The 23,959-nt window shown below is 71.1% G+C and carries 21 protein-coding genes; 11 read left to right on the top strand and 10 right to left on the bottom strand.

The genetic code is table 11. The features are described 5' to 3' along the window. Positions 1-93 precede the first annotated feature (93 nt). The gene (locus tag DNL27_RS00990) at positions 94-1,452 is read left to right on the top strand and encodes an MFS transporter (RefSeq protein ID WP_112234431.1); all 1,359 of its coding nucleotides are present in this window, start codon (positions 94-96) and stop codon (positions 1,450-1,452) included. A gap of 73 nt (positions 1,453-1,525) precedes the next feature. Here the strand turns inward: DNL27_RS00990 and DNL27_RS00995 are convergent, their stop codons facing one another. Beyond that, positions 1,526-1,717, bottom strand: coding sequence for a CsbD family protein (locus tag DNL27_RS00995; RefSeq protein WP_012397150.1), 192 nt, complete (start codon positions 1,715-1,717; stop codon positions 1,526-1,528). Positions 1,718-1,845: 128 nt separating this feature from the next. Beyond that, positions 1,846-2,796 carry a hypothetical protein gene (locus tag DNL27_RS01000; RefSeq protein ID WP_112234432.1) on the bottom strand — a complete coding sequence of 317 codons (951 nt, stop codon included), beginning with the start codon at positions 2,794-2,796 and terminating at the stop codon, positions 1,846-1,848. A 162-nt stretch (positions 2,797-2,958) separates the two neighbouring features. Here DNL27_RS01000 and DNL27_RS01005 point away from each other — a divergent pair, with 162 nt between their 5' ends. Continuing rightward, positions 2,959-3,945 (top strand): hypothetical protein, encoded by a 987-nt coding sequence (locus tag DNL27_RS01005; RefSeq protein WP_162627079.1) that lies wholly within the window; start codon positions 2,959-2,961, stop codon positions 3,943-3,945. A 190-nt stretch (positions 3,946-4,135) separates the two neighbouring features. On the opposite strand, the gene DNL27_RS01010 is transcribed toward DNL27_RS01005, so the two are convergent. From DNL27_RS01010 to DNL27_RS01020, 3 genes are all read right to left on the bottom strand, one after another. Next, positions 4,136-4,486: a DUF488 domain-containing protein gene (locus tag DNL27_RS01010; protein WP_112234434.1), complete on the bottom strand. Its 351-nt coding sequence runs from the start codon at positions 4,484-4,486 to the stop codon at positions 4,136-4,138. A 192-nt stretch (positions 4,487-4,678) separates the two neighbouring features. Next, positions 4,679-5,797, bottom strand: a complete 1,119-nt coding sequence (locus tag DNL27_RS01015) for a pirin family protein (RefSeq protein ID WP_112234435.1) — start codon at positions 5,795-5,797, stop codon at positions 4,679-4,681. Beyond that, positions 5,794-6,789 carry an NAD(P)-dependent oxidoreductase gene (locus DNL27_RS01020; RefSeq protein ID WP_112234436.1) on the bottom strand — a complete coding sequence of 332 codons (996 nt, stop codon included), beginning with the start codon at positions 6,787-6,789 and terminating at the stop codon, positions 5,794-5,796. Before DNL27_RS01020 ends, DNL27_RS01015 begins: the two co-directional genes overlap by 4 nt. A 310-nt stretch (positions 6,790-7,099) precedes the next feature. Between DNL27_RS01020 and DNL27_RS01025 the strand changes: the two genes are divergently transcribed. Continuing rightward, positions 7,100-8,260 (top strand): hypothetical protein, encoded by a 1,161-nt coding sequence (locus tag DNL27_RS01025; RefSeq protein ID WP_239494403.1) that lies wholly within the window; start codon positions 7,100-7,102, stop codon positions 8,258-8,260. Positions 8,261-8,433: 173 nt separating this feature from the next. Next, positions 8,434-9,867: an aminobutyraldehyde dehydrogenase gene (locus tag DNL27_RS01030; RefSeq protein WP_012397158.1), complete on the top strand. Its 1,434-nt coding sequence runs from the start codon at positions 8,434-8,436 to the stop codon at positions 9,865-9,867. Positions 9,868-9,874: 7 nt separating this feature from the next. On the opposite strand, the gene DNL27_RS01035 is transcribed toward DNL27_RS01030, so the two are convergent. Beyond that, positions 9,875-10,558, bottom strand: coding sequence for a TetR/AcrR family transcriptional regulator (locus DNL27_RS01035; protein ID WP_012397159.1), 684 nt, complete (start codon positions 10,556-10,558; stop codon positions 9,875-9,877). Between the two features lie 116 nt (positions 10,559-10,674). Here DNL27_RS01035 and DNL27_RS01040 point away from each other — a divergent pair, with 116 nt between their 5' ends. The 3 genes from DNL27_RS01040 to DNL27_RS01050 are packed head-to-tail and all read left to right on the top strand — an operon-like array spanning position 10,675 to position 14,557. Continuing rightward, positions 10,675-12,132 (top strand): NAD(P)/FAD-dependent oxidoreductase, encoded by a 1,458-nt coding sequence (locus DNL27_RS01040; RefSeq protein ID WP_112234437.1) that lies wholly within the window; start codon positions 10,675-10,677, stop codon positions 12,130-12,132. Beyond that, positions 12,132-13,055, top strand: a complete 924-nt coding sequence (locus DNL27_RS01045) for a universal stress protein (protein ID WP_229577046.1) — start codon at positions 12,132-12,134, stop codon at positions 13,053-13,055. Before DNL27_RS01040 ends, DNL27_RS01045 begins: the two co-directional genes overlap by 1 nt. Then, entirely contained in the window at positions 13,052-14,557 is a 1,506-nt protein-coding gene (locus tag DNL27_RS01050) for an APC family permease (RefSeq protein ID WP_012397162.1), read from the top strand. The genes DNL27_RS01045 and DNL27_RS01050 overlap by 4 nt, the downstream gene beginning before the upstream one ends. A 27-nt stretch (positions 14,558-14,584) precedes the next feature. On the opposite strand, the gene DNL27_RS01055 is transcribed toward DNL27_RS01050, so the two are convergent. Then, positions 14,585-15,121 carry a TetR/AcrR family transcriptional regulator gene (locus DNL27_RS01055; RefSeq protein WP_162627080.1) on the bottom strand — a complete coding sequence of 179 codons (537 nt, stop codon included), beginning with the start codon at positions 15,119-15,121 and terminating at the stop codon, positions 14,585-14,587. Positions 15,122-15,275: 154 nt separating this feature from the next. Beyond that, a complete protein-coding gene (locus DNL27_RS01060) occupies positions 15,276-16,775 on the bottom strand; it encodes an APC family permease (protein ID WP_112235714.1) in 1,500 nt (499 codons plus the stop codon). 156 nt (positions 16,776-16,931) lie between these two features. Between DNL27_RS01060 and DNL27_RS01065 the strand changes: the two genes are divergently transcribed. Next, positions 16,932-17,318: an RNA-binding S4 domain-containing protein gene (locus DNL27_RS01065; protein WP_204360311.1), complete on the top strand. Its 387-nt coding sequence runs from the start codon at positions 16,932-16,934 to the stop codon at positions 17,316-17,318. Between the two features lie 51 nt (positions 17,319-17,369). Here DNL27_RS01065 and mptB read toward each other — a convergent pair whose 3' ends face one another. Continuing rightward, positions 17,370-18,935, bottom strand: coding sequence for a polyprenol phosphomannose-dependent alpha 1,6 mannosyltransferase MptB (mptB, locus tag DNL27_RS01070; RefSeq protein WP_112234441.1), 1,566 nt, complete (start codon positions 18,933-18,935; stop codon positions 17,370-17,372). A gap of 276 nt (positions 18,936-19,211) precedes the next feature. Here mptB and DNL27_RS01075 point away from each other — a divergent pair, with 276 nt between their 5' ends. From DNL27_RS01075 to DNL27_RS01085, 3 genes are all read left to right on the top strand, one after another. Next, positions 19,212-20,519 carry a glycosyltransferase 87 family protein gene (locus DNL27_RS01075; RefSeq protein ID WP_112234442.1) on the top strand — a complete coding sequence of 436 codons (1,308 nt, stop codon included), beginning with the start codon at positions 19,212-19,214 and terminating at the stop codon, positions 20,517-20,519. Further along, complete coding sequence (locus DNL27_RS01080) at positions 20,500-21,873, top strand: glycosyltransferase 87 family protein (protein ID WP_204360312.1); 1,374 nt, start codon at positions 20,500-20,502, stop codon at positions 21,871-21,873. The genes DNL27_RS01075 and DNL27_RS01080 overlap by 20 nt, the downstream gene beginning before the upstream one ends. 136 nt (positions 21,874-22,009) lie before the next feature. After that, positions 22,010-22,378, top strand: a complete 369-nt coding sequence (locus DNL27_RS01085; RefSeq protein WP_162627081.1) for an HdeD family acid-resistance protein — start codon at positions 22,010-22,012, stop codon at positions 22,376-22,378. Positions 22,379-22,683: 305 nt separating this feature from the next. Here DNL27_RS01085 and DNL27_RS01090 read toward each other — a convergent pair whose 3' ends face one another. Continuing rightward, positions 22,684-23,928: a hypothetical protein gene (locus DNL27_RS01090; protein ID WP_112234444.1), complete on the bottom strand. Its 1,245-nt coding sequence runs from the start codon at positions 23,926-23,928 to the stop codon at positions 22,684-22,686. Positions 23,929-23,959 lie beyond the last annotated feature (31 nt).

Consider the following 23,959-nt stretch of genomic DNA (forward strand, 5'->3'; position numbering starts at 1 on the left):
GTGATTCGTCCGGCCCCAGCATAGGACGTCCGCCAGGGTCATGCGGCGTCACGGACCCCGCGGTGGCGCACAGAGGTGGACTAGCGTGCAGGCATGAGCAGCGCACCCGTTCAGCACCCCGTCACCGGCGACCAGCGGGCCACGGCCCGCCGCGCGGTGGTGGCCTCCTCGATCGGCAACGCCCTCGAGTGGTTCGACATCATCGTCTACTCGTCCCTCGCGGTGGTGATCTCCCACCTGTTCTTCGAGTCCGAGTCCGTGGGCAGAGTCACGGGCACCCTGCTGACCCTGGGCACGTTCGCCGTGTCCTACCTGACCCGCCCGATCGGTGCGCTCGTGCTTGGCTCCTACGCGGACCGTCACGGGCGCCGCCCGGCCCTGACCATCACGATCGGGCTCATGATGCTGGGCACGCTCATCATGCTCGTGGCCCCCACGGCCGCCGTGATCGGCCCGGCCGCAGCGCTGCTGATCCTCCTGGCCCGGCTCATCCAGGGCTTCTCCGCGGGCGGCGAGTTCGGCACGGCCACCGCGTTCCTCATCGAGAACGCCCCGGACAAGCGCGCCTTCTACGGCTCGTGGCAGGTGGCCACCCAGGGCGTGTCCATGTTCCTGGCCTCCGCGTTCGGCTTCGGCCTGCACACCCTGATCAGCGAGGAGGCCCTCTACTCGTGGGGCTGGCGCATGCCCTACCTGTTCGGGCTGCTCATCGGGCCCGTGGGCCTGTTCATCCGGCTGTACATGGACGAGACCCCGGACTTCCGCGAGCTGCAGGACGAACGCGCGCGGGCGGCGTCGTCCCCCGGCGCGCGGACCGGGCAGGCGGGTACGACGACGCCGCGCGGGCGCCGCGGGCCCCTCGCCCAGACCATCGTGCACTCCGCGGGCCGGTGGCTCACCGCGTCCGGCGTGGTGGGGCTGGCCTCGATGTCCGTCTACACGATCCTGTTCATGCCCACGTTCTCCATCCAGAACCTGGACCTGCCCTCGTGGGCGGCGTACGTGGGAGGGATCGTGGCCGGCCTCGTGACCCTGGTGGGCTCACCGTTTGTGGGGCGCCTCGCGGACCGGGTGGGCTGCGGCAGGGTCATGCTGGTGGCCGCCGTGGTGGGTGTGCTGGCCGTCTACCCGCTGTTCGTGTGGCTCGTGGCCGTCCCCACGGTGGCCACCCTGACCGCCGTGCAGGTGGTGCTGGGGCTGATCATGGCGCTGTACTTCGGGCCCATGCCCGCGCTGCTGAGCGAGATGTTCCCCACCGCCATCCGCACCACGGGCATGTCCATCGCGTACAACGTGGGGGTCACCGTGTTCGGCGGCTTCGCCCCGCTGGTGCTCGCGTGGCTGATTTCCGCGACAGGTTCCCTGACCTCCCCGAGCATCTACTACGCCGCGGTGGCGGCGCTGTCCCTGGGGAGCCTGCTGATCGCCCGCCGCCGCTACGGGGTGCGCTGAGCGGTCCGGGCATGCGAAAGGCCCCCGTCGTGACGACGAGGGCCTTCCGGTTGAAAGGTTGCGGGTGCGGAGCTCAGCCCAGCCCGTCCTTCAGGTTCTTGCCGGCGTCCTTGACGTTCTCCACGGACTGCTTGGCGCCACCGGACATCTTGTCTGCAGCGCCTTCGGCCTGCAGGTCGCGGTTGTCCGTGGCGTCGCCGACCTTCTCCTTGGCGGCACCGGTTGCCTTCTCCGCAGCATTGCTGATCTTGTCACCGAGTCCCATAGACACTTCCTTCCGTGGAGCGAACAGGTGCTCACAATGTAGTCCCGCGCGGAATCGATGGGAAGACATGGACGGGGGATTTCCTCCGGGGGCGAACTGCGCGCGGTCCCCACGGCCCCGCCCCCCGGTCACTGGTAGGAGACGAACCAGGGCTTGGGGGTGATCCCGAAGGTCTGCTGCGGGGTGTACATGGGGGTGTCCTCGTCGTAGAAGTTCTTCCACGCCATGCGGATGCCCTTCGGCAGCCCCTCCTGCAGGGCGTTCCACGTGCCCGTCTTGAGGTCGGGGGTGCCGTGGCCGTCCGCGTGCAGCACGAACGCCAGCTCGGGGTGCTGCGTGTTGATCGCCTCGCGGTTCTGGATCATGGACATCGAGAACTGGTGCAGGAGCAGGGTCTTCTGCGGCAGCCGGTTGTCCCGGGTGAGCGCGACCAGCCAGTCCGAGGTCCTGTTGATCTCCGCGGCGTCCACGGAGCCGATCTGCTGCAGGGGCAGCTGTCCCGGGGCCAGGCGCCACTCGGGATCCAGGGCCAGGCCCACGTTCGGGTGCTTGAGCAGCTCCTCGTACTGCTTGGCCTGCGTGAGGAAGTCCGCCTGCCCGGGCTGCAGGTCCAGCACCACGTAGACGTCGTTCTTCTCCGCGGCCTCCACGTAGGGCTTGAGCTGCTCCACGGTGGATTCCGTGGAGTAGTTGCCGTCCGGGCCCGGTTCCGAGGACGCCGTGGTGGCGATGATCTCGAACGCGGGGACCACCTTCTCCTCACTGTACGGCTCGTAGCTCTTGGCCAGTTCCTTGACCCGCGTCACGGACGCCTCGGGCCCCTGCTCGCCCAGCGCCCCCAGCCCGGGGGTGCCCGGGTGCCCGTACAGCGCCACGAAACGGCGGTCCGGGAACAGCTGCGTGCCCCCGCCGATCAGCTCGGCCGGCTCCTCAGGGGTCGGGGTGGCACTCGTCTCCTGGGACGACGACGCCGCGTCCCCGCCCGCGTCGTCGTGGTCTTCCGCGGGGCCTCCGCCGCAGCCCGAGAGCAGCAGGAGGGCACAGAGCGCGGACGCGAGAGGGACGGAACGGGAACGCATCGGGGGAACACCTCGATCGTGATGGGGACAGGGGGTGTACCGCGCAGGGGCCGCGGATGAAAACCACGGTACGCGCCCGAGCCGCGAAATTCGCGGATGGGAAGGGCGGATCGCGGCGCCTGTGCAAGGATGAGCCAAACATCACCACGGTGCGAGGTGTTCATGAGTACTGCATCCGGCCCCACTCCCAGCGAACCGCCTTCGGGCCGTCCGGAGGGCTCGCCGACCAGCACCCCCTCCTGGAAGACCGCTGCCCCGGCGCGCGAGGGTGTCCCCGCGGGGGTCGCGGTGGCGCTCGCCGCGGTCGGGGGCCTCGTGATCCTGCCGGTGATCGCCCTGCTCGCCTACCTGGCCGTCAGGACCGTGGAGGTCGGAGGCGGGGAGGACCCGGCTCCGGTGGTCACGCAGGACGGGACGGCCGAAGAGACGTCCACGCTGGCGGCGTCGTCGGCGCAGGAGGCACAGACCCCGGCGGCGTCGAAGCAACCGGCGGAGAGCGCGTCGACCCACGCACCGGTGGCTGTCGAGGGCGCCCGGGCGCTCGGCGTGCCGAGCGGCAAACCCCTCTTCCGCAGGACCGGGACGTTCGCGAAGACCTCGATCAACGACGAGGACGAGAACGCCATCCCCGTCCCCGCGCACGACGGCCCCGTCCTCGTGGTCTGGAGCTCCACGGGTTCCGGTCGGGGAACACTGTTCGTGAACGGCCACGAGAAGAAGGGCGGCCAGCTCTCGGCGTCCCTGCCGATCGTGCGTCCGGGAACATCCGGAACGGGACTCATCAACACCGGGGGCTACCAGCGGACCACGGGCGTCCTCCACGCCCAGGGCAGCGAGGGCGTGAGCTGGGAGGTGCGGGGCCATGCGCTCTCGGACGTTCCCACGGTGGAACGGGGCAGGCCCGTCACGGGCAAGGGGCCCCGCGTGTTCCGCGTACCGGCGGGCGCGGCGGCCGACTACCGGCTCAGCGTTAGCGGTTCCGAGGACAGCGACACCCCCGATGTGAAGGTCTTCGCCGCGCAGGACCTCTCCCTGAGCGAGCAGCACAGGTATGGCCGGGCGCCCGCGGACCTGGAGGTAGCCGTGGGTGACGGCGAGAAGGTCGTGGTGGTGGAGTCCGGGCAGGAGTGGAGCTTCTCGCCCCGGTAGTCCTCGGTGATCCCCGGCGCGTGCCGATGATGCCCGGTGAGCCCCGATGATCTTCGGAGAGCCCCTGTGCGCGCCTGCGAGCCCCGGTGAACGCCCGTGGACCCAGGTGAGTGCCTTTGGACCCCGGCGAGTGCCTGTGGGTCCCGGTGGGTGGCGCCGGGAGCAGCAGCGGGCAGGGGCCCGGGCGGGTTCAGTCCGAGAGGATCGTCTGCAGGACGGTCGCCTGGCTGATGTCCACGGCCTTGGACGCCGTGAGCAGCGTCAACCGCTTGCCCTGCACGCTGTCCCGGAGCTTCTGCAGCCCCTCCTTGCCCTCCCCGGACTCCAGCTCCTTGCGGTACCGGGTGGAGAACTCCTCGAACTTCTCGGGGTCGTGGCCGTACCACTTGCGCAGTTCGGTGGAGGGCGCCACCTCCTTGTTCCAGTCGTCCAGGTGCGCGTCCGCCTTGCGGATGCCCCGGGGCCACACGCGGTCGACCAGCACGCGGGTGCCGTCGTTCTGCGCGGGCTCGTCATAGATCCGTTTCACGACAACGTCCATGCCCCCGGTATACACCCCATGACGTTGCCCGGCGCGCCTCCACCCCCGTGCAAAGTGCAGCTTTTGCCACTTTCGCCGCCGAGAACGGCAAAAGCTGCACAATATCTGCGGGCCGTCAGGGGGCGACGCCGCCCGCGCGGCCCCGCGCCGAGGTGCGCCTGCCGGGGGGGCCGCAGCGGCGTCGTCGCCGGATCAGCCCCGCGGGCGCAGGACGGCGTTCGGCAGCTCCGGTGCGGGCAGCGGGTCAGCCTGCCCCGGCGGGAAGGTGCCGAACTGCGGGAAGGGGCGGCCGTCGTCGTAGGCGGTGCCGAGCAGCTCGTCGAGCTCTGACCCGCCCACCGGCTGCCCGGCGCGGTCCGGCGCCAGCGGCGAGTCCGGACCCGGCGCCACGAAGCCCATCTCCTCCATGTAGGCCCGCCGCCAGGTCTCGATCTCCTCGTGGGAGCGGCCCACGAAGTTCCACCACATCACGATCTGCTCGTGCAGGGGCGCCCCGCCGATGAGCAGGACCGTGGCGGCGTCCTCCCCCGTGGTCAGGCGCAGGCGGGAACGGCCCGTGCCGGTGAACCCGATGCCGTGCCGGGGGATCTGCACGCCGTCCAGGGAGAGCGGGCCGTCCACGCGCAGCGCGCCGTGCTCGTGCTCGGGCGGCACGTCGATCTCCACGGTGGTGCGCGGTTCGATCCGCAGCTCCGCGCCCGTGAGCGGCAACCGCGTGGCGATGGGGGAGGTGGTCCCGAGCAGCGAGCCGATGAACACGCGCGCGGAGAACCCCTCGCCGGTCACCGGCTCGGGGCGGTGGGTGTCCAGGCTCGGCTCCCCGAAGCGGTCCGCGTCCGGGAACGCGTACCAGAGCTGCACGCCGTGGAGCACGCTGGTGTTGGCCGTGGAGAACTCGGAGTGGGTGATCCCGCGCCCGGCGTTCATGAGGTCCACCTCGCCCGGGCGCACGGTGGCCCAGTTCCCGGCGGAGTCCACGTGGTCGATGCGCCCCTCGAACAGCCAGGACACGGTGGCCAGCCCGGTGTGGGGGTGGCGGGCGACCTTCATCCCGCCGGTCGCGGCGACGTCGTCCGGGCCGTAGGAGTCCAGGAAGCACCACGCGCCGATCAGCGAGCGGCCCTTCTGCGGCAGGGTGCGCCGCACGGTCATCCCGCGCGGCCCGCCCAGGGGCACGTCCCGGGGTTCGAGGATCTCCACGGGCCCGTCCTGCCCGTCCACCACGACGACGCCGCTGCGCAGCCCACCGCGGACGGGTGCGGCTCCCGGGCGGCACACGGTGGGCTGCGGGTTCTTCTCGGGGTTGCTCACCGTTCGCCTCCGGTCCGGTCCCGCCCGGCGCCCGACGTCCAGGGGGTGGGCTGGTCGGAGCGGTCGCCCGGGAGTGCCCGGGCAGTCCCGGACGGGTCCGGGGTCGAGGCGCCGGCGTCCTCCCCGGTGTCGCGCCCGGCCACCCACTTCTGGAACACGGCCGAGTCCTGCTCTCCCAGGCCGGCGTCCACGAGCTGGCGCGCGGCGTCGAGCAGGGGCCCGCCCAGGACGGAGCGCGTGCCGGAGGCGCGGGCGGCGTCGAGGTAGGCGGAGACGTCCTTGTGCACGAACGATGCCCGCGCGGAGACCTCGTAGTCGTGGGCCACGAGCTTGGGAGTCTTGTCCTCCAGGATCACGGACCCGGCGTAGCCGCCGCCCATCAGCTCCAGCAGCTCGGCGAGGTCCAGCCCGGCGCGCTCGGCCACCACGGACGCCTCGGACAGCGCGACGATCTCCGCCGCGCACACCAGCTGGTTGCACGCCTTGGCCACCTGGCCCGCGCCCAGCGGCCCCAGGTGGACGGGCCGCCCGCACGCCGCGAGCACCTCAAGGGCCAGGGCCGCCGCGCGGTCCTCGCCGCCCACCATGATGGACAGCTCACCCCGCACCGCGCCCGCCTCGCCCCCGGACACCGGGGCGTCCACGAGGGCGAGGTCCGGGTGCTCGCGGTGCCAGCGGGCGACGTCCTCCGGGGACACGGTGGAGCCGACCGCGATGACGACGCCGCCGCGCTCGCCGTCCCGCTCTGCCGCACCGTCCGCGAGGTGCGGCAGCAGCGTGTCGATCTCGGGAGCGCCCGGGACCATGAGGAGCACGAGGTCCGCCTGGCCTGCCATGTGGCGGGGGTCGTCCACGGGGCGCACACCCTCGGTCTTGTGGAGGCTGTGGTGCAGCACCACCACGTCGTGGCCCGCGGCCACCAGGTGCGCGGTCATGGGGGCGCCCATGGCGCCCAGGCCGATGACGCCCACGGTGCGGGGGGTGGTGGTCATGGTTGCTCCTGCGGTCGAGGCCGGTGGAGGTCCATTGTGACCCGCGCGGGCGGTTTCCCGGGAGGACACGCCCCCACGGTTAGATAAAAACGATTCTCATCTGATGCTACGGTGCTTCCATGCAGAGAACCTCTCCCCACCATGGATCCGTCCGTCCGGGCACCGTGCCCTCCCCCTCCGTCCGCAGACGACCTGTGCCGCTGACCGTGGCTGCACTGGGGGCGACCGCGCTGCTGCTGAGCGGGTGCGCGCAGGGTGGCGGACGGCGTCGTCGTCCTCGGGGAGCCCGGCCGAGGAGACGACGCCGTCCGTGAAGGAGGTCTCGCACCTGGACCCGCGCGCGGTGGTCTCCTACGACGGCGGGCTGCTGACCGTGGACACCGAGTCCGGGGAGGTGGTCGAGGACACGAAGGAGGACGGCTTCCTGCGGCTCAACAACGGCGGGGACGGGCGGCACGTGATGGTCTCGGACGGGGACCGGTTCCGGCTGTTCGACACCGGGCTGGAGGCACGGGCGCACGGTGACCACTTCCACTACCACGAGTCCGCACCCGCGCTGACGGACCGCGCCTTCGAGGCTCCGCACGCGGGGCACGTGGTGGCCCACGCCGGCGCGACCACGCTGTTCGGCGACGGGGACGGGTCCATCCAGACCGTCGAGTGGCCCGCGCTGCGCGGTGCGGACGGCGGAGCGGTGGAGCGGAGGAAGGCGCAGGCTCCGCACCACGGCGTGGCGCTGAGGCTCGCCGACGGCTCCCTGTTGACCACCCAGGGCACCGAGGCCGAGCGGCACACCGTACAGGTGCTCGCCCCGGACGGGTCCGTCAGAGCCGAGACCATCGACTGCCCCGGCGTGCACGGGGAGGCCGCGACGGCGCCCGGCACGAGCACGGACACCGTCATGGTCGGCTGTGAGAACGGGCCCGTGGTCTACCGGGACGGGGCGTTCCACAAGGTCCCCGTGAAGGACGCCTACGCGCGCTCCGGGAACCTGGCGGGCTCGGAGGCGTCCCCGATCGTGCTCGGCGAATACAAGGTGGACAAGGACGCGGAGCACGAGCACCCCACCCGTGTGGCCCTTTTCGACACCCGCAACGACACCCACCGGCTCGTGGAACTGGGCTCCTCCTACTGGTTCCGTTCCCTGGCCCGCGGGCCCCACGGCGAGGGACTCGTGCTGACCTATGACGGTACGCTCGCCGTGATCGACCAGAACACCGGGAAGATCACGCAGCGGATCGCGGTGGTCGAGCCGTGGCAGGAGAAGGAGGACTGGCAGCAGCCCGGCCCGGCCGTGAAGGTCGCCGGGGGCAAGGCCTACGTCACGGACGCCGAGCACCGGAAGCTGCACGTGGTGGACCTCTCCGCGGGCACGGTGGCCAGGACCGTCGACCTGCCGCATGCCCCGGTGGAGCTGGCGGTGACCACGGGCCGGTCCGAGGTTCCGGGTGGCGAGGGGCACGGCGACTGAGGCCGCGCCCGCGCGCGGCGTCGCCGGGGTGTTGTGGAGGGGTGGGGTCCGGAGGAGGGGTTCAATAATGAACAGCAATCATTTAGAGTGATCCCAGTTACTCACCGTCGCGGCCCCACCTCACCTGGGTGGCGCGCGAGCCGGACGAGACAGCCACAGCGAGGAGACTTCCCATGTCGGACATGCTGCAGAACTTCATCAACGGACGATTCGTCCCCGCCAAGGGGCAGGACCGGATCGACATCAAGAACCCCACCGACGGTTCCGTGGTGGCGGTGTCCCCGGTGTCGAACGAGGAGGACGTCAACGACGCCTTCGAGGCCGCGGTCGCCGCGTCCAAGGCGTGGGGCCGGACCACCCCGGCCGAGCGCCAGAACGCGCTGCTGGCGCTCGCGGACGCGCTGCGGGACAACAAGGACGAGATTGTGGAGGCGCAGCACCGCAACACCGGGCAGCCCCGCGCCCAGATCAGCGCGGAGGAGGTGGACGCCGGTGTCGACAACCTCCGGTTCTTCGCCGGGGCCGCCCGCACCCTGGAGGGGCGGGCCGCCAGCGAGTACATGACGGACCACACCTCCTACGTGCGGCGTGAGCCCGTGGGTGTGGTCGCGCAGGTCACCCCCTGGAACTACCCGCTGCTGATGGGGATCTGGAAGATCGGCCCCGCGCTCGCCGCGGGCAACACCATCGTGCTCAAGCCCAGCGACACCACCCCCGAGTCCACCCTGGTGGTCGCCCGTCTCGCCGGTGAGATCCTGCCCCCGGGCGTCTTCAACGTGGTCCTGGGCGACGGCGGCACCGGGCAGCTCATGACCCGCCACCCCGCGCCCGCCATGGTCTCGATCACCGGTTCGGTCCGGGCCGGGCGCGCCGTGGCGCGCGGCGCCGCCGACGGTCTCAAGCGGGCCCATCTGGAGCTCGGTGGCAAGGCCCCCGCCGTCGTGTTCGCGGACGCGGACCTGGAGCGCGCGGCGGAGCAGCTGATCGCCTTCGGCACCTTCAACGCCGGGCAGGACTGCACCGCAGTCACGCGCATCCTGGTGGAGGACAGCGCCCACGACCGGCTCGTGGAGCTGCTCGCCAAGTACGCCGAGGCCGCGAGGACCGGCTCCGCGGACGACTCCGAGAACGACTTCGGCCCGCTCATCAACGAGCGCCACTACGCGGACGTCTGCCAGAAGCTGGAGAACATCCCGTCCCACGCCACCGTGGTGACCGGTGGCAGGCCCGTGGCCGACACCCCGGGGTTCTTCGTGGAGCCCACCGTGATCACCGGGCTGCGCCAGGACGACCAGCTGGTGCAGGAGGAGACGTTCGGCCCGGTCCTCACCGTGCAGCGCTTCAGCACCCCGGAAGAGGCCGTGGAGCTCGCCAACGACGTCTCCTACGCCCTGGCCTCGAGCGTCTGGACCTCCGACCACGGCACGGCCATGCGGGTCAGCCGGGAGCTCGACTTCGGGTGCGTCTGGGTCAACACCCACGTGGTGTTCGTGGCCGAGATGCCGCACGGCGGGTTCAAGAACTCCGGCTACGGCAAGGACCTTTCCATCTACTCGGTGGAGGAGTACACCCGTGTGAAGCACGTGATGCACTCCCTGGAGGCGTAGCCGGGTGTCACCGCGCCGTGGTGAGTTCCGACAGCCGTGCGCGCAGCCCGTGCAGCATCGCGTCCAGCGCCAGCTGGAAGGCGCGATCTGCCGGGGAGAGCGCAGGCGGCGTCGTCGCGTGCTCGTCACGGTGCTGCACCGCGGCGGCGAAGTTCGGGGCGGCGTCGCGCAGGGCGCCGGGGTCGAAGATGTGCGGCGGGGCCACGGAGTCGTAGGCCGAGCCGAACACCAGGGACTCCACCGAGACGATGGCGTCCACGATCCACTCGCGCGGCCACCCGGCCTCCGAGAGCGCGGCGGTGACCGTCTCGTACATCCGCAGGGTGTGGGGCGAGTCCGCCACTGGCATGACCGCGATGACCGCGATCAGCGGGATGTTGCGGGAGTAGACCTCCCGGTAGGACCAGGCCCAGCGCTCCAGGGCCCGGTCCCAGGGCTCGGAGAGGAACCCGGAGCAGTCGATCTCCTGGTTGATCCGGTCCTGGAGCAGGATCAGGATCTCCCGTTTGGAGCCCACGTGGTTGTAGAGGGCGGAGGTGGAGACGCCCAGCTGCCGGGCCAGGGCCGCCATGGTCAGGGCGCGGTAGCCGTGGGACTGGATGATCAGCAGGGCGGCGTCCCCGATTCTCCGCTGGGTCAGCACGGGTGCCGTGGGTCGTCCTCTGCCTCGCCCTGATCTCACGTCACTCACAACACTGTCCTCCGCCCATCGCTCCTACTCCGGCCGCACCGCCGGACGGCGGGCGGGCGGGATTCACGCATCTCCCATAATGAACCTTTTTCATTATCCACTGAAAGGTGAGAACCATGACTGAACAGCGCACCGTAGGGTCCGTCGACGCCATCGAGCGCGACGTCGTTGTCGTCGGCGCAGGACCGGCCGGACTCATGGCCGCACGTCGGCTGTCCGAGGCCGGGAGGTCCGTGGCAGTCCTGGAGGCCCGCGACCGCGTGGGCGGCCGCACCTGGTCCAACGTGATCGACGGGGCGTTCCTGGAGATCGGCGGTCAGTGGATCTCCCCGGACCAGACCGAGCTGCTGGGACTCGTGGAGGAGCTGGGGCTCACCACGTTCGAGCGCTACCGCGAGGGGCAGTCCGTGTACATCGCCCCGGACGGCTCCCGGCACCTGTACGACGGCCACATGTTCCCCACCTCCGAGGGCACGGAGAAGGAGATGGACCGGCTGATCCACCTCATGGACGAGCTCGCCGCGGAGATCGGGCCCACCGAGCCGTGGGCGCACCCCAAGGCCCGCGAGCTGGACACCGTGTCCTTCCGGGACTGGCTGCGGCAGAACTCGGACGACGAGGAGGCGTGCAATAACATCGGCATCTTCATCGCCGGTGGCATGCTGACCAAGCCGTCCCACGCGTTCTCGGCGCTGCAGGCCGTGCTCATGGCCGCCTCCGCAGGCTCCTTCTCCAACCTGGTGGACGAGGACTTCATCCTGGACCGCCGCGTGGTGGGCGGGATGCAGTCGGTCTCCACCACCATGGCGGAGCAGCTCGGTGTGGCTGCCGGGACCGACGTGGTCACCCGGGATCCAGGTTCCGTGGTGTTCCTCAACTCCCCGGTGCGCACCATCCAGTGGGCGGGCGAGGACCAGACGTACGAGGAGCACGACCCGGACTTCACCGTCCGCGTGCTCTCGGACCGGGTCACGGTCAAGGCCAAGGACGTGGTGGTGGCCGTGCCGCCCAACCTGTACTCGCGCATCTCCTTCGAGCCGCCCCTGCCGCGGGCCCAGCACCAGATGCACCAGCACCAGTCCCTGGGCATCGTGATCAAGATCCACGCCGTGTACGAGACCCCGTTCTGGCGGGAGAAGGGCCTGTCCGGCACGGGCTTCTGCGCCCACGAGCTCTCCCAGGAGGTCTACGACAACACCAACCACGAGGACGAGCGCGGCACCCTGGTGGGCTTCGTCTCGGACGAGAAGGCCGACGAGGTCTTCCGGCTCCCGGCCGAGGAGCGCAAGCGGCAGGTCCTCGAGTCCCTCTCCCACTACCTGGGCGAGGAGGCCAAGAACCCGGTGGTCTACTACGAGTCCGACTTCGGCTCCGAGGAGTGGACCCGCGGTGCCTACGCGGCGTCCTACGACCTCGGTGGCCTGCACCGCTACGGCGCCATCCAGTCCGAGCCCGTGGGCCCCATCCGCTGGGCCTGCTCGGACCTCGCCGCTGAGGGCTACCAGCACGTGGACGGGGCCCTGCGCCAGGGTGCACTGGCCGCGGCGCAGATCAACCAGAAGCGGGGCGCGTGATGGCGCGCACGACTGCGGAACGGGACACGGCGTCGTCGTCCGGCGCGGCCGGAACATCCCCCATGCGCTACGTGGTGGGGTACGGGGCGGACAAGCGCAGCAAGGAGGCCGTGCGGCTCGCGGTGGCCCTGGCCCAGGCGTTCCACGCGGAGCTCGAGATCGTGTACGTGGTCCGGTCGGGCGATCCCTTCAGTACCGCCTATCCGCCCGTGGGTGACATCTCCCCCGTGGTGCGGCGGGAGGCGGTCTCGTGGCTCAAGGACGCTGAGGCGCTCGTCCCGGACGGTGTGGTGGCCCGCAGCCACGTGCGCACCGCCCAGTCCATCGCCGAGGGTCTGGTCTCCGCGGTCCAGGAGTTCGACGCCGGTCTGCTGGTCGTCGGCGCGGCCGCCGGGAAGTACGCGGTGAAGTTCTCCGTGGGGCCCGTGGTGGACGCGCTGCTGCACCGCGCCCCGGTGCCCGTGGCCATGGCGCCGCGCGGCTATCGGGCAACGGAGCCCATCACCCGGCTCTACGCGGGGGTGGGCGCCCGCCGGGGAGCCCAGCAGATCCTGCGGGAGTCCCAGCAGGCGGTGGAACGGGGCGGCCAGGAGCTCGTGCTGCTGAACTTCCTGCCCCTGGACCAGGTGGCGGACGAGCCCGAAGCGGCGGTGGCCGCCACCGACGCCATGCTGCGCGAGGCGGCCCGGGAGCTGCCCGCCGAGCACCGTGTGAGCGTTCACGTGGCCACCGGCAAGAACATCCGGCGCACGGTGGCGGACATGGACTGGGCCCCCGGCTCGGTGCTGTTCGTCGGATCCTCCCGGCTCGCCCAGCACCGGCAGATCTTCCTGGGGACCACGGCCGCGCGGGTCCTGCGGCACCTGCCCGTGCCCATGATCATCCTGCCCGCGGCAGCGGACCCCACCGGGGACGTGTCATGAGCGAGGCCGTGGACACCACCGGGGGCAAGGGCCTGAGCTCCGGGTCGGTCGGGCTGCTGGGCGCCGTGGTGATCGGGATGTCCTGCATCGCGCCCGCCTACACGCTCTCCGGGGCCCTCGGTCCCACTGCGGCGGCCGTGGGCACGCACCTGCCCGCGATCTTCCTGGTCGGGTTCCTGCCCATGCTGCTCGTGGCCGTGGGCTACCGGCAGCTCAACCGCGCCATGCCGGACTCCGGCACCACCTTCACCTGGACCTCCAAGGCCTTTGGCCCGTGGCTCGGGTGGATGGGTGGCTGGGGTCTGCTGGCGGCCACCATCCTGGTGCTCTCCAACCTCGCGGGCATCGCGGTGGAGTTCTTCTACCTCCTGCTGGCGCAGGTCACGGGCAGACCCGAACTCGGGGACCTCGCGGACAACGTGGTGGTCAACGTGGCCACGTGCCTGGTGTTCATGGCGCTCGCCTGCTGGATCTCCTACCGGGGGATGGAGACCACCAAAAAGGTGCAGTACGTCCTCGTGGCGTTCCAGCTGGTCGTGCTGGTGTGGTTCTCCGTGGCCGCGCTGGTCCACGTGGCCAACGGGACGGCGGAGAGCGGGATCCACATCGACGCTGAGTGGTTCAACCCCCTGGGCGTGGGCTCCTTCTCGGCGTTCGCCGCCGGGGTGTCCCTCTCGGTGTTCATCTACTGGGGCTGGGACGTGGTGCTCACCATCAACGAGGAGACCGAGGGGTCCTCCACCACCCCCGGCCGCGCGGCACTGGCCACCATCTTCTCCATCGTGGTGCTCTACCTGCTGATCGGCGTCTCCGTGGTGAGCTTCGCCGGGCTCGGGGACACCGGGGTGGGTCTGACCAACCCCGACATCCAGGAGAACGTGTTCGCGGCACTCGCCGGGCCCGTCATGGGCCCCGCCGCGATCCTGCTGTCCCTCGCGGTGCTGTCCTCCTCCGCGGCGTCCCTGCAGTCCACGTTCGTCTCACCCGCGAGGACGCTGCTGGCGATGGGGTACTACGGTGCCCTGCCCCGGCAGTTCGCCAAGGTCACCCCGCGGTTCCAGTCACCCGGTTTCGCCACGGTGGCCGCGGCGGTGGTGTCCTCGGTGTTCTACACGTTCATGCGCATCGTCAGCGAGGACGTCCTGTGGGACACCATCACCGCGCTGGGGATGATGGTCTGCTTCTACTACGGCGTCACCGCCCTCGCGTGCGTCTGGTACTTCCGGCGGTCGTGGTTCCGCTCCGTCAAGAGCTGCCTGGTGAACCTGGTGGCGCCCCTGGTGGGCGGTCTGCTGCTGCTCGTGTTCTTCGTGCAGACCTCCGTGGACTCCATGGACCCCTCCTACGGCTCCGGGTCGCAGATCGGCGGGGTGGGTCTCGTGTTCATCCTGGGGGCGGGCATCCTGGCGCTCGGCCTGGTGGTCATGGTGATCCAGAGGCTCCGGAGCCCCTCCTTCTTCCAGCAGCGGTTCGAGACCACGGAGCTGCCGGTCGTGGACTGAGGTGCTCCCGCACGGTGGGGGGCGGGTCTACGTGTCGCGCCTGCCCTCCACCAGCTGCGTGAAGGCGTCCAGGTCATCGGGGCTGATGAAGCGGTCCCCGTGCTCGTCCGAGATGTCGTTGTGGTAGCTCACGCCGTCACCGGCCAGGATGGCCAGGCGCGCGAGGAGCGGGTGCCCCAGGTGGGCCACCATGACGTCGAACCACCGGTCCCGCGCCCAGCGCAGCACGGCTCCGGCGTCGGTGCTGCCGGAGTGGGCGAGTCTGGTGGCGGCGACCACCATCCGTTCCAGCTCCGACTTGGAGTCGAGGGACGTGGCCAGGTAGTAGTGCACCGCACCCTCCGGGGCATCGCGCATGCTCACGACGTCGCGCTCCACCAGGTCTCGCAGCCGCGCCAGCAGAGCCGCGTCCAGGCCGGCGCGGGAGCCGAAGTGGTGCAGCAGTCCCGCCTTGGAGAGCCCGCACCGGCGGGCCACGGCCTCGATGGTGGCCTGCCGGACCCCCGACTCCACCAGGATCTGCACGTAGGTGTCGAGGATCCGGTCCGGCTGCTCGTGCCGCACGGTCAGCTCACCCCGCCGGGGCGCCGGGTGGGGGTTCCGGGTGCGGAGCGGCGGACGGCAGCCCGGGTAGCTGCCGGACCGGTGCAGCCGGTGGGGACGTGGACGAGCATGGGGTTCTCCTCGGTGGGGGGGTGGGGGTTGCAGCGGCGGGGTCTCAGGGAGTCTCCGGCACCAGCACCTCCGTGTCCCGGTTCAGGGTGCGACCCTCGAAGTAGGGGCGGGCCTCGGCGAAGCGCATCCACACGAACATGACCACCAGCCCGAGGGCCAGGGAGCCGACGCCCATCACGAAGGTGCCCGAGGTACCGAGCAGCGTGGTGGTTCCGTAGTCCGGGTCGAACATGTTGATGGCGGAGTACACGAACACCGCGGTCATCATCAACCCTCCCAGAAGTGGCAGGACCAGCCGGAAGACGACGTTGCGTGCGGAGTCGAACAGGTGCTTGCGGAAGTAGAGGATGCAGGCCAGCGAGGTCAGCGCGTAGTACATGGCCACCGCGAGGGACGTGGACTCGATCGTGTCGGCCAGGATGTCCCCGCTGAGGATGGTCATACCCACGTAGAAGGCCGCGGAGACCACGCCCATGAAGATCGTGGAGAAGCCGGGCGTCTGGTACTTGGGATTGATGTGGGCGAACCGCCGGGGGAGGGCCTTGTAGATGCCCATGGCGAAGGTGGCGCGGGCCTGGGGGAGGATGGTGGTCTGGCACGTGGAGAGTGCGGATACGAAGATCGCGAAGACCAGCACCCACCCGTAGGACCCCAGGGTGTCCTCGCGGAGGGAGAAGAAGACGTCCTCCGCGCCGTCCGGGTTGGCCAGTCCCTTGCCCTCGGTGCCCACCCCGGCGTACATCATGGCCAGCACGGTCATCCCCACGTAGGTGACCAGCAGGCACACCGTGGACAGCAGGGCGGCGAGTCCCGGCGTGGTGCGGGGATTCTTGGTCTCCTCCGCGAGCGAGAGGCACGTGTCCCAGCCCCAGTACATGAAGATGGCCAGCAGGACCGCCTGCATGAAGCCCACGGGGTTGTCCGCGGCGAACGGGTTGAACCACTCCCACGAGAAGTCGAGGGCGTGGCGGTCGTCGCTGATCGCGAGCCACAGCCCGATGCAGAACGCGATGATCGCCATGTACTGCAGCGCCATCAGGGCGTACTGGGCCTTGGCGCCCGCCTCCACCGCGCGGAACGAGACCCAGGTCATCACCGCGATGATCACGGCCCCCAGGGAGGTCACGATCACGGGTGAGTCCGCGAGGGTCTCCCCTCCCACGAGCAGCAGCAGGTAGCGGGAGGCCACCTGCGTCTGGCTGGACATGACGATGACCCCGGAGACGAACGCACCCCATCCGGCGAACCAGCCCGTGCGGGGGCCCAGCGCCTTGGCCGCCCAGGTGAAGGCCGTGCCGGCGTCGGGCACCGCGGTGTTGAGTTCCCGGTACGCGAACGCGGTGAGGCACATGGGCACGAACGCCATAATCAGGGCGATGGGGGCCTGGGCGCCCACGGCCATCACGACGAAGCCGAGGGTGGCCGCGAGCGAGTACAGCGGTGCCGTGGAGCCGAGTCCGATCACCGTGGACGGTAGGAGTCCGAGCTTTCCGGCCGCCAGGCCCTTGCCGGTCACACCGTGATCCGGGGCGGAAGGTGTCATGGAACCCACGTCCTCTCCGGGGAGGTACGGGTCACCTCCCAACCAGTTGGTAGGCTCACGGTATGAGGTGGATCACATGCGGTCAAGGGGCTCGCGCTGACGTCTCGCGCACCGAGAACGAGGCCGGACCGGGGCGTTGTCCCTCCGCGGAGTACCGTGGGATCCATGCCCACCAGTGATCCCGCGAGCGTGCGGCTGGACGTGTGGCTGTGGTCCGTCCGGCTGTTCAAGACCCGTTCCTCCGCCACCCAGGGCTGCCGTGCCGGGCACGTGCGGCTCAACGGCGCCCCCGTGAAGGCCGCCCAGCCGGTGCGCGTGGGGGACCGGGTGAGCGTGAAGCGCCCGGGGTGGCAGCAGGAGTTCGAGGTTACCCGGCTGATCGTCAAGCGTGTGGGCGCTCCGGTGGCCGTGAAGTGCTACGTGGACCACTCCCCGCCGCGCCCCGCGGAAATCAGTGTGCCGGTGGCTCGCCGGGACCGGGGTGCGGGCCGGCCCACCAAGAAGGACCGCCGGGAGCTGGAGCGGCTGAGGGGTCAGCGATAGCCGGGACCGGCCGCCGGAAACCCGGCCGTGCGGCGTCGTCGTCCCCCGGGCTCAGGAAGCCCAGCGCAGGTCCGTGGACCCGTTGGCGGGGGTGGGCCCGAACCAGCCCTTCCAGCCGCCGTGCGTGAGGAGGGCGCGGGTGCGGCGGTCGAGCAGCGCGAGGTAGAGCGTAAAGGCCACCGCGATCACGAACGCCACCTGGGACACGCTGACGCTGAGGTCGATGAACGGCCACACGGAGAGCTGGTCCTGGGCGCCGAAGACCACGAAGAACGTGATCACCACGTAGATGATGCGGATCTGCCAGTTGTCCTTGATGCCGGTGGCGGCGAGCAGGGGCAGCAGCCACAGGATGTACCAGGGCTGGATGATGGGGGACAGCAGCACCACGGCGGCGAAGGCCACGGCCATGCGGCGCACGATCTTGCGGTCTCCGCCCACGAACATGAGCACGAGCACCAGCAGGATCGCGCTGCCCTGGAGCAGCCGGCGGAACCCTCCGGCGAGCCCGCCACCGTCGAGGCCGAGGGCGTCACCCACGCGCTCCACCTGCTGGCCGAGGAACCCGGAGGGGGAGTATCCCGTGTAGCCGGGGGTGGGGTCCAGCAGGGCCCACGCCCAGCCGAGGCCGAGCCCGTCCACCGCCCCGCTGAGCGCGAGCAGCCCGAAGCTGATGAGGGCGGTGGCCGCCCAGATCACGAAGCGCCGCAGCCAGGAGGCACCCTTGCCGGCCCACAGCAGACCGATGAACGGCAGCAGCAGGATGGTGATGGGTTTGATGCCGATGGACCCCGTGACCAGGAGTATTCCCAGCAGGGGATGCTTTCTCGCGGCGGCGTACACACCGGCCACGGCGAGGCCCACCATGAGGGCGTCGTTGTGCGCGCTGGCCACGAAGCTGATGAGGAACAGCGGGTTGGCCACCGCGATCCACAGCGCCCGGGCGCCGTTGACCCCGTGCAGCCGGGCCAGTTTGGGCACGTACACCATGCACAGCACCACGCCCACGTACGCGGCGAGGCGGAACAGCATCACGGACAGGTCCGGCTGCGCGTTGGTCAGGCGCACCACCCCCGCGGCGATCCACAGGAAGTACGGCCCGTACGGGGTGCGGGCCTCCGCCCACTCGGGGTCCGCGCCCAGCATGAACCAGTTGTCCAGGGAGGAGATGCCCTCCACGTAGGGGTCCTTGCCCGCGAGCATCAGCCGCCCCTGGCCGATGTAGGCGTAGACGTCCCGCGAGTAGATGGGCACCGCGAACAGCAGGGGCAGGGACCATGCGATCACCGCGGTGACCACGGTGCGCTGGGAGCCCGGCGGCCAGCCGCGCAGCCGCTGCCCGAGCCGCAGCCACGAGCGGATCAGGAGCATGGCCCCGAGGGTCAGCAGCACGGTGCACGTGTACACGCCCCACACGTTGACCCGCAGCTCAATCACCAGCGGGTGGCGGACCATGGGGGAGCCGTTGGCGATCCACCCGGTCCCCAGGGACCCCAGGAACATCATCAGGGAGCCCACGAAACCCTGGATCACGGCCACGTGGGCCCGCAGCTCGACGGTGGCGGTGGAGCCGGTGTGGGGGTCGGCGGGCGGGGCCACAGGACCTGACGCGCTCATGGACTCCAGCCCCCTCGACCAACCAGTGGTGGGCGAGCCGAGGTGATCAGCGGCTCCGCCCCCCGACTTTACAGGACGCCCCCTGCCCAACCCGGGACGCTCACACGGGTCCCACCGCCCGGAACCCCATAGAATCGGGGCGGTGTGGAACGGCGCCCGGAGCCACCGGGGTGCGCGTCCCGCCCACGCCGCCCGACCGACCCGCGGTCACCGCACCCCGGACCGGCCCCGCCGAGCCAGAACAGAATCCCGCGCGCATTCGGACAAGGACCTTTCGTGCCCACTGAGAGATACTTCGCGGCCCTCACCCGGCTGCGCGACGCCGCGATCCCCCGCAGCTGGCAGCAGCGGCTGCTGACGTCCCGCGGTCTGCTCGCCGGGTTCGTGGTGGTGCACCTGGGCTTCCTGATCTTCGCGCTGATCGTGTCCCTGCAGGGCAACGCGTTCAGCGACACCAACATCTACCGTGCGTGGGCCGCGGCCGGTTTCGACGAGGCCAATCTCCCCTCCGGCCCCAGCCCGTGGGTGTACCCCGTGCTTGCGCAGATCCCCATGGCGCTCGCAGGCATGTTCGGCCCCGGCCCGTTCTTCTTCCTGTGGGTTCTCATCATCAGCGTGCTCAACGCACTGGCCATGGGCACGCTCACCGGCTGGGGCCGCAACCGCGCCGCCCTGCCCGCCGCGTGGTGGTGGCTCGTGTTCATCCTGCTCATGGGCTGGCTGGGCTTCGCGCGCGTGGACGGCCTGACCGCCCCGATCGTGCTGGTCGGCCTGGTCTACGGCGTCTCCCACCCGTTCGTGGCCTCCGCGATCCTCAGTGCCGCCACGTGGGTCAAGGTGTGGCCCGCCGCGGTGGTGCTCGCGCTGCTCGCGGCCGCACGACGCCGCGGCGCGGTGCTGCTCGCCGGTGTCCTGGTGACGCTGGGCGCGGTGGCGGTGGCAGCGGCGTCGGGCTCGGTGCACAAGATCGCGGACTTCCTGACCCAGCAGGGTGACCGCGGCATGCAGCTCGAGGCCACCTTCACCACGCCGTGGCTGTGGCTGTCCGTGCTGCACCTCGGCGACTCGCACATGTACATGAACACGGACATCAACTCCATGCAGGTGGACGGCCCCGGCTCGGACGTGATGTCCAAGCTCATGCAGCCGCTGTTCGTCGTGGCCGCGCTCGTGGTGGTCTGGCTGATCGTGCGCGGCCTGCGCCGCGGTGTGGCCGCCGGGCACCTGGACCGCACCGCCCTGTTCCTGGCCGGCTCGCTGACCATGGTCACCGCGTTCATCGTGTTCAACAAGGTGGGTTCGCCGCAGTTCATGGTGTGGCTCGGCCCCGTGATCGCGGTGGGTCTGGTCTACGACCGGCACGCCTGGCGCACCCCCGCCGCGCTCGCGGTGCTGATCGGGATCGCCACGTTCCTGATCTACCCGCTCTTCTACACCGCCCTGAGCCACAACAACCCGGTCATGGCCCTGGTGCTCACCGCGCGCAACGCGCTGCTCGTAGTGCTCATGTGGTGGTCCGCGCGCAGGCTGCACCGCCTGGGTTCCGCCCCGGAGGAGGCTCCCCGTGCGGCGCCCCACGCCTGACGACGACGCCGTTGCCGCCAGGCCGCGCGGGCTCGAGCGTCTCATGCGCCCCGCCGCCGTGTGGTGCGGCTTCGCCGTGGCGCACCTCTACTTCCTGGGGTGGATGGCGTCCTTCTTCCTGCACGGTTGGGCGTTCAGCGACACCGAGCAGTACCGCGAGTGGGCCATGGCCGGTTACAACGCCCCGGTGGAGGGCTCGGTGAGCCCGTGGGTGTACCCCGTGCTCGCGCAGCCGTTCATCCTGCTGCCCAGGATCATGGGCCACGGCCTCTACCTGCTGGGCTGGACGCTGATGATCACCGTGCTCGACGCGGTGGCCCTGTGGTTCCTGCTGCACCGCGCCCACCGCCCCGCCGCGTGGGAGCTGCCCGGACCGCGCGGCGGCACCCCGGACCCCGGAGCCGTGGCGCACGGCAGCTCCGCGGTGCTCAGCCGACGCCGCGCGGCCGTGGTGGCCGGCTGGTGGTGGGTGGTGTTCACCGTCTTCATGGGCTACCTGAGCTTCGCCCGGGTGGAGGGCGTGGCGGCGCCCATCGTGTTCATCGGGCTGCTGCACGCGGTGCGCCACCCCGTGGTGGGCTCCGCCCTGCTGAGCGTGGCCACGTGGATCAAGGTGTGGCCCGCCGCCACCGTCCTGGCCATGGTGATCGCGCTGCGCCAGCGCGTGCGCATCGTGGTCACCGGGGTGGTGGTGAGCGCCGCCGTGGTCGCCGGGGTGCTCGTGATCGGCGGGATCGACAAGATCGCGGACTTCGCCCTGAACCAGGGCTCCCGCGGGATGCAGCTCGAGGCCACGCTCTCCACCCCGTGGGTGTGGGCCGCCGTGCTCGGCATCGGGGGCTCGCGGATCGCGGACAACACCGCCATCAACTCCACCGAGGTGTACGGCCCCGGTGTGGAGACCATGGCCTCCCTCATGCAGCCCCTGCTGCTCGTGGCGGTGCTCGCGTCCGCGCTGCTGCTGGTGCGCGCGCTGCGCCGCGGTGCGGACCGCGGACGGCTCGTGTACGCGGGATCCCTGCTGCTGACCCTGGTGCTGATCGTGTTCAACAAGGTGGGTTCCCCGCAGTTCATGATCTGGCTGGCCCCCGTGATCATGGTGGGTCTGCTCCACGACCGCGTGCGGTGGCGCACCCCGGCCCTGCTCACCCTGGGGATCGCGGCCACCACGTTCGTGATCTACCCGCTGTTCTACACGCCCCTGATCCACGCCAACCCGGTGATGGCCGCGGTGCTGACCACCCGCAACGCCCTGCTCGTGGCGCTGCTGGTGTGGACCGTGCGGCGGATCTGGCGCCTGGGAAGCCGTGCCGCGGTGGACGCCGCGGACCTGGGGTGGAGCGCCATCTCCTGACCCGGTGGGGTGCCCCCCGCTCATGCCCCGCTGCCCGGCCGCGCCACACCGGCGCGGCCGGACCGGGCAGCGGCACGGTGTCACCGGGGGTGGCGCCCTCCGGCACCGGTCCCCGCACGAAACCGGGCTGGGTATCGTGGCCGGGATCATCGGCGTGGTCGTGGGCACCGCGGCGCTGATCCACCCCTTCGCCGGGGTGGCCGCGCGCACGTTCCTCATCGGCATCTTGCTGGTGCTGCGCGGCACCATCGACTTCGTGGCCGACATCAGGGGGCCCGCGGGCGGCAGGTCCCGGGTCTGGCTCGTGGTCAGCGCCGTCCTGTGGATCCTGGGCGGTGTGCTGTTCATGGTCAACCCGGGCATCGGTGCGCTGACCATCACCCTGTGGCTGGGCGTCCTCGCGATTGCCTGGGGCGGCGCCCTGATCGGAGCGGACTTCGTCCTGCGCTCGCAGTGCCGGGACGTGGAACGGGCAGACGCCCCCGCGTCCGGCTCCGGCAAGTGACGCGTCTTCGCCACCCGGCCGCCGCGATGCTGGCCCCGGCTCTCGTAGCCAGGGTCAGCCCGGCGACCACGACGTATCGCCGCTCGGTCACCGCGCCCTCGTACGGCTGGGCGTCGGACCAGTCCAGGGCCAGGCGCACGAACACGGCCCCGAGCAACCACCCGCCCATGAAGGTGAGGACGCTCTTCCAGCGGTGGTTCACAGCGGCGCTCCAGAGGTCGACGGTGGGCAGGTCGGGCGGTCCCCCGGGTCACCCGGTTCGGGTGGGGGTCATGCGAGAGTGCGCCCGCACCGAGGCTGGGCTGCTACGAGTCGTCCCCGCGGCGCCTGATCCGGTGCATCGCGTAGCTCAGCAGGGAGGGGGCCTCCTCGGGCTGGCGGGCCTCGGCGCTGCGCAGCCGGTCCTCGCGCTTCTCGCGGTGGCGCTGCAGGTGGTCCTCGTAGCGCTTCTGGTTCAGCCGCTGCTGCTGCTGTTCCGCGGCCTCGCCGCCCGGGTCCTCCACCTCACGGGCCGGATGCCGCCCCGGTGCCACCCGGGTGAGCGGTGCGGTGCGCTCCTCGGCCTCGCGCTCGGCCTCCACGCGGGGCAGCCGCCGCCGGACCGCCTCCCGCTCGGCGCGCTCGGCCAGGCGCCGCTGGGACCTGCTCTGCCGCCGCGGTTCCGCGTACCGCTCCCGGATCTGCTCGATCACGGGCAGCTCGTCCGTGGTCTCGTAGGGCTCCTCGGGGTACCCCGCGTCCTGGCGGTACGACGACGCCGCCCGCTCCCGGCCGCGCGCGGGTGGCACCGCGGCGTCGTCGTCCGCGTAGTGGGTGACGCGCGGGGCAGGCTCCGGGCCGTAGGAGTCCTCCGACAGCGGGGTGACTCGGGGAACGGGGCCGGTGTCCACCACCAGCTCCGCGGGGGTCTCCCAGCGGGTGTCCGCGAAGACCCGGTGACTGCGCCAGCCACGGAACAGCTTCCAGCCCAGGAGGGCGACGCCCAGCAGCAGCACCGTGGCGGGTTCGCCATAGCCGGTGGAGTAGTAGACCGTGGCCACCACCAGTGCCAGGACACCCACCACGAGCGGGGCCAGCGCCACGGGGGACTGGACCGCCAGCAGGCCCAGTAGATCCCTGCTGTAGCGGCTGTCGTGGTGGCGTCCGTGCAGGGCGTGGGCGCGGATCTTCACGCCCGGCGGGGTGTGCTCGGTCAGCTTCAGCACCGTGACGGGTGGCTCGTCCGGTTCGTCCGGGTTGAGCACCACCGTGCGGGCACGCCCGGCGGCCAGCGCGGCCCGCTGCGTGGCGGTGGCCCCGGCCAGCAGCAGGTAGCCGCCCGTGGAGACCAGCACGTACGGCACGAGCACCGCCAGCGCGAGCGTCACCGCCCGCCACACCCAGGCGACGTCCCCCGCCGGGAAGTTGCGGAACTGCAGGGGCCCGTGCGTGAACCACAGCAGGCCCGCGCCCGCCACGAGCGCACCCAGGCCGTTGAGCACCGCGTGCAAGCGCAGGCGCGGCCAGCCGCGGGCCGAGCGCGCGGCCCAGCGTTGCTCGCGTGTGCGCATGGGTGCTCCTGGGATCCCGGGGACGTGGGGT

Source organism: Kocuria sp. BT304 (genome assembly GCF_003290245.1).
Classification (GTDB): domain Bacteria; phylum Actinomycetota; class Actinomycetes; order Actinomycetales; family Micrococcaceae; genus Kocuria; species Kocuria rhizophila_A.

Bases quoted from the DNA above. Each gene is read 5' to 3' on its own strand.
- DNL27_RS01030 (WP_012397158.1), top strand. From the start codon at position 8,434: ATGTCGGACATGCTGCAGAACTTCATCAACGGACGATTCGTCCCCGCC.
- mptB (WP_112234441.1), bottom strand. From the start codon at position 18,935: ATGAGCGCGTCAGGTCCTGTGGCCCCGCCCGCCGACCCCCACACCGGC.
- DNL27_RS01020 (WP_112234436.1), bottom strand. From the start codon at position 6,789: ATGACCACCACCCCCCGCACCGTGGGCGTCATCGGCCTGGGCGCCATG.
- DNL27_RS01000 (WP_112234432.1), bottom strand. From the start codon at position 2,796: ATGCGTTCCCGTTCCGTCCCTCTCGCGTCCGCGCTCTGTGCCCTCCTG.
- DNL27_RS01045 (WP_229577046.1), top strand. From the start codon at position 12,132: ATGGCGCGCACGACTGCGGAACGGGACACGGCGTCGTCGTCCGGCGCG.
- DNL27_RS01050 (WP_012397162.1), top strand. From the start codon at position 13,052: ATGAGCGAGGCCGTGGACACCACCGGGGGCAAGGGCCTGAGCTCCGGG.
- DNL27_RS01090 (WP_112234444.1), bottom strand. From the start codon at position 23,928: ATGCGCACACGCGAGCAACGCTGGGCCGCGCGCTCGGCCCGCGGCTGG.
- DNL27_RS01010 (WP_112234434.1), bottom strand. From the start codon at position 4,486: ATGGACGTTGTCGTGAAACGGATCTATGACGAGCCCGCGCAGAACGAC.
- DNL27_RS00995 (WP_012397150.1), bottom strand. From the start codon at position 1,717: ATGGGACTCGGTGACAAGATCAGCAATGCTGCGGAGAAGGCAACCGGT.
- DNL27_RS01060 (WP_112235714.1), bottom strand. From the start codon at position 16,775: ATGACACCTTCCGCCCCGGATCACGGTGTGACCGGCAAGGGCCTGGCG.
- DNL27_RS01005 (WP_162627079.1), top strand. From the start codon at position 2,959: ATGAGTACTGCATCCGGCCCCACTCCCAGCGAACCGCCTTCGGGCCGT.
- DNL27_RS00990 (WP_112234431.1), top strand. From the start codon at position 94: ATGAGCAGCGCACCCGTTCAGCACCCCGTCACCGGCGACCAGCGGGCC.
- DNL27_RS01040 (WP_112234437.1), top strand. From the start codon at position 10,675: ATGACTGAACAGCGCACCGTAGGGTCCGTCGACGCCATCGAGCGCGAC.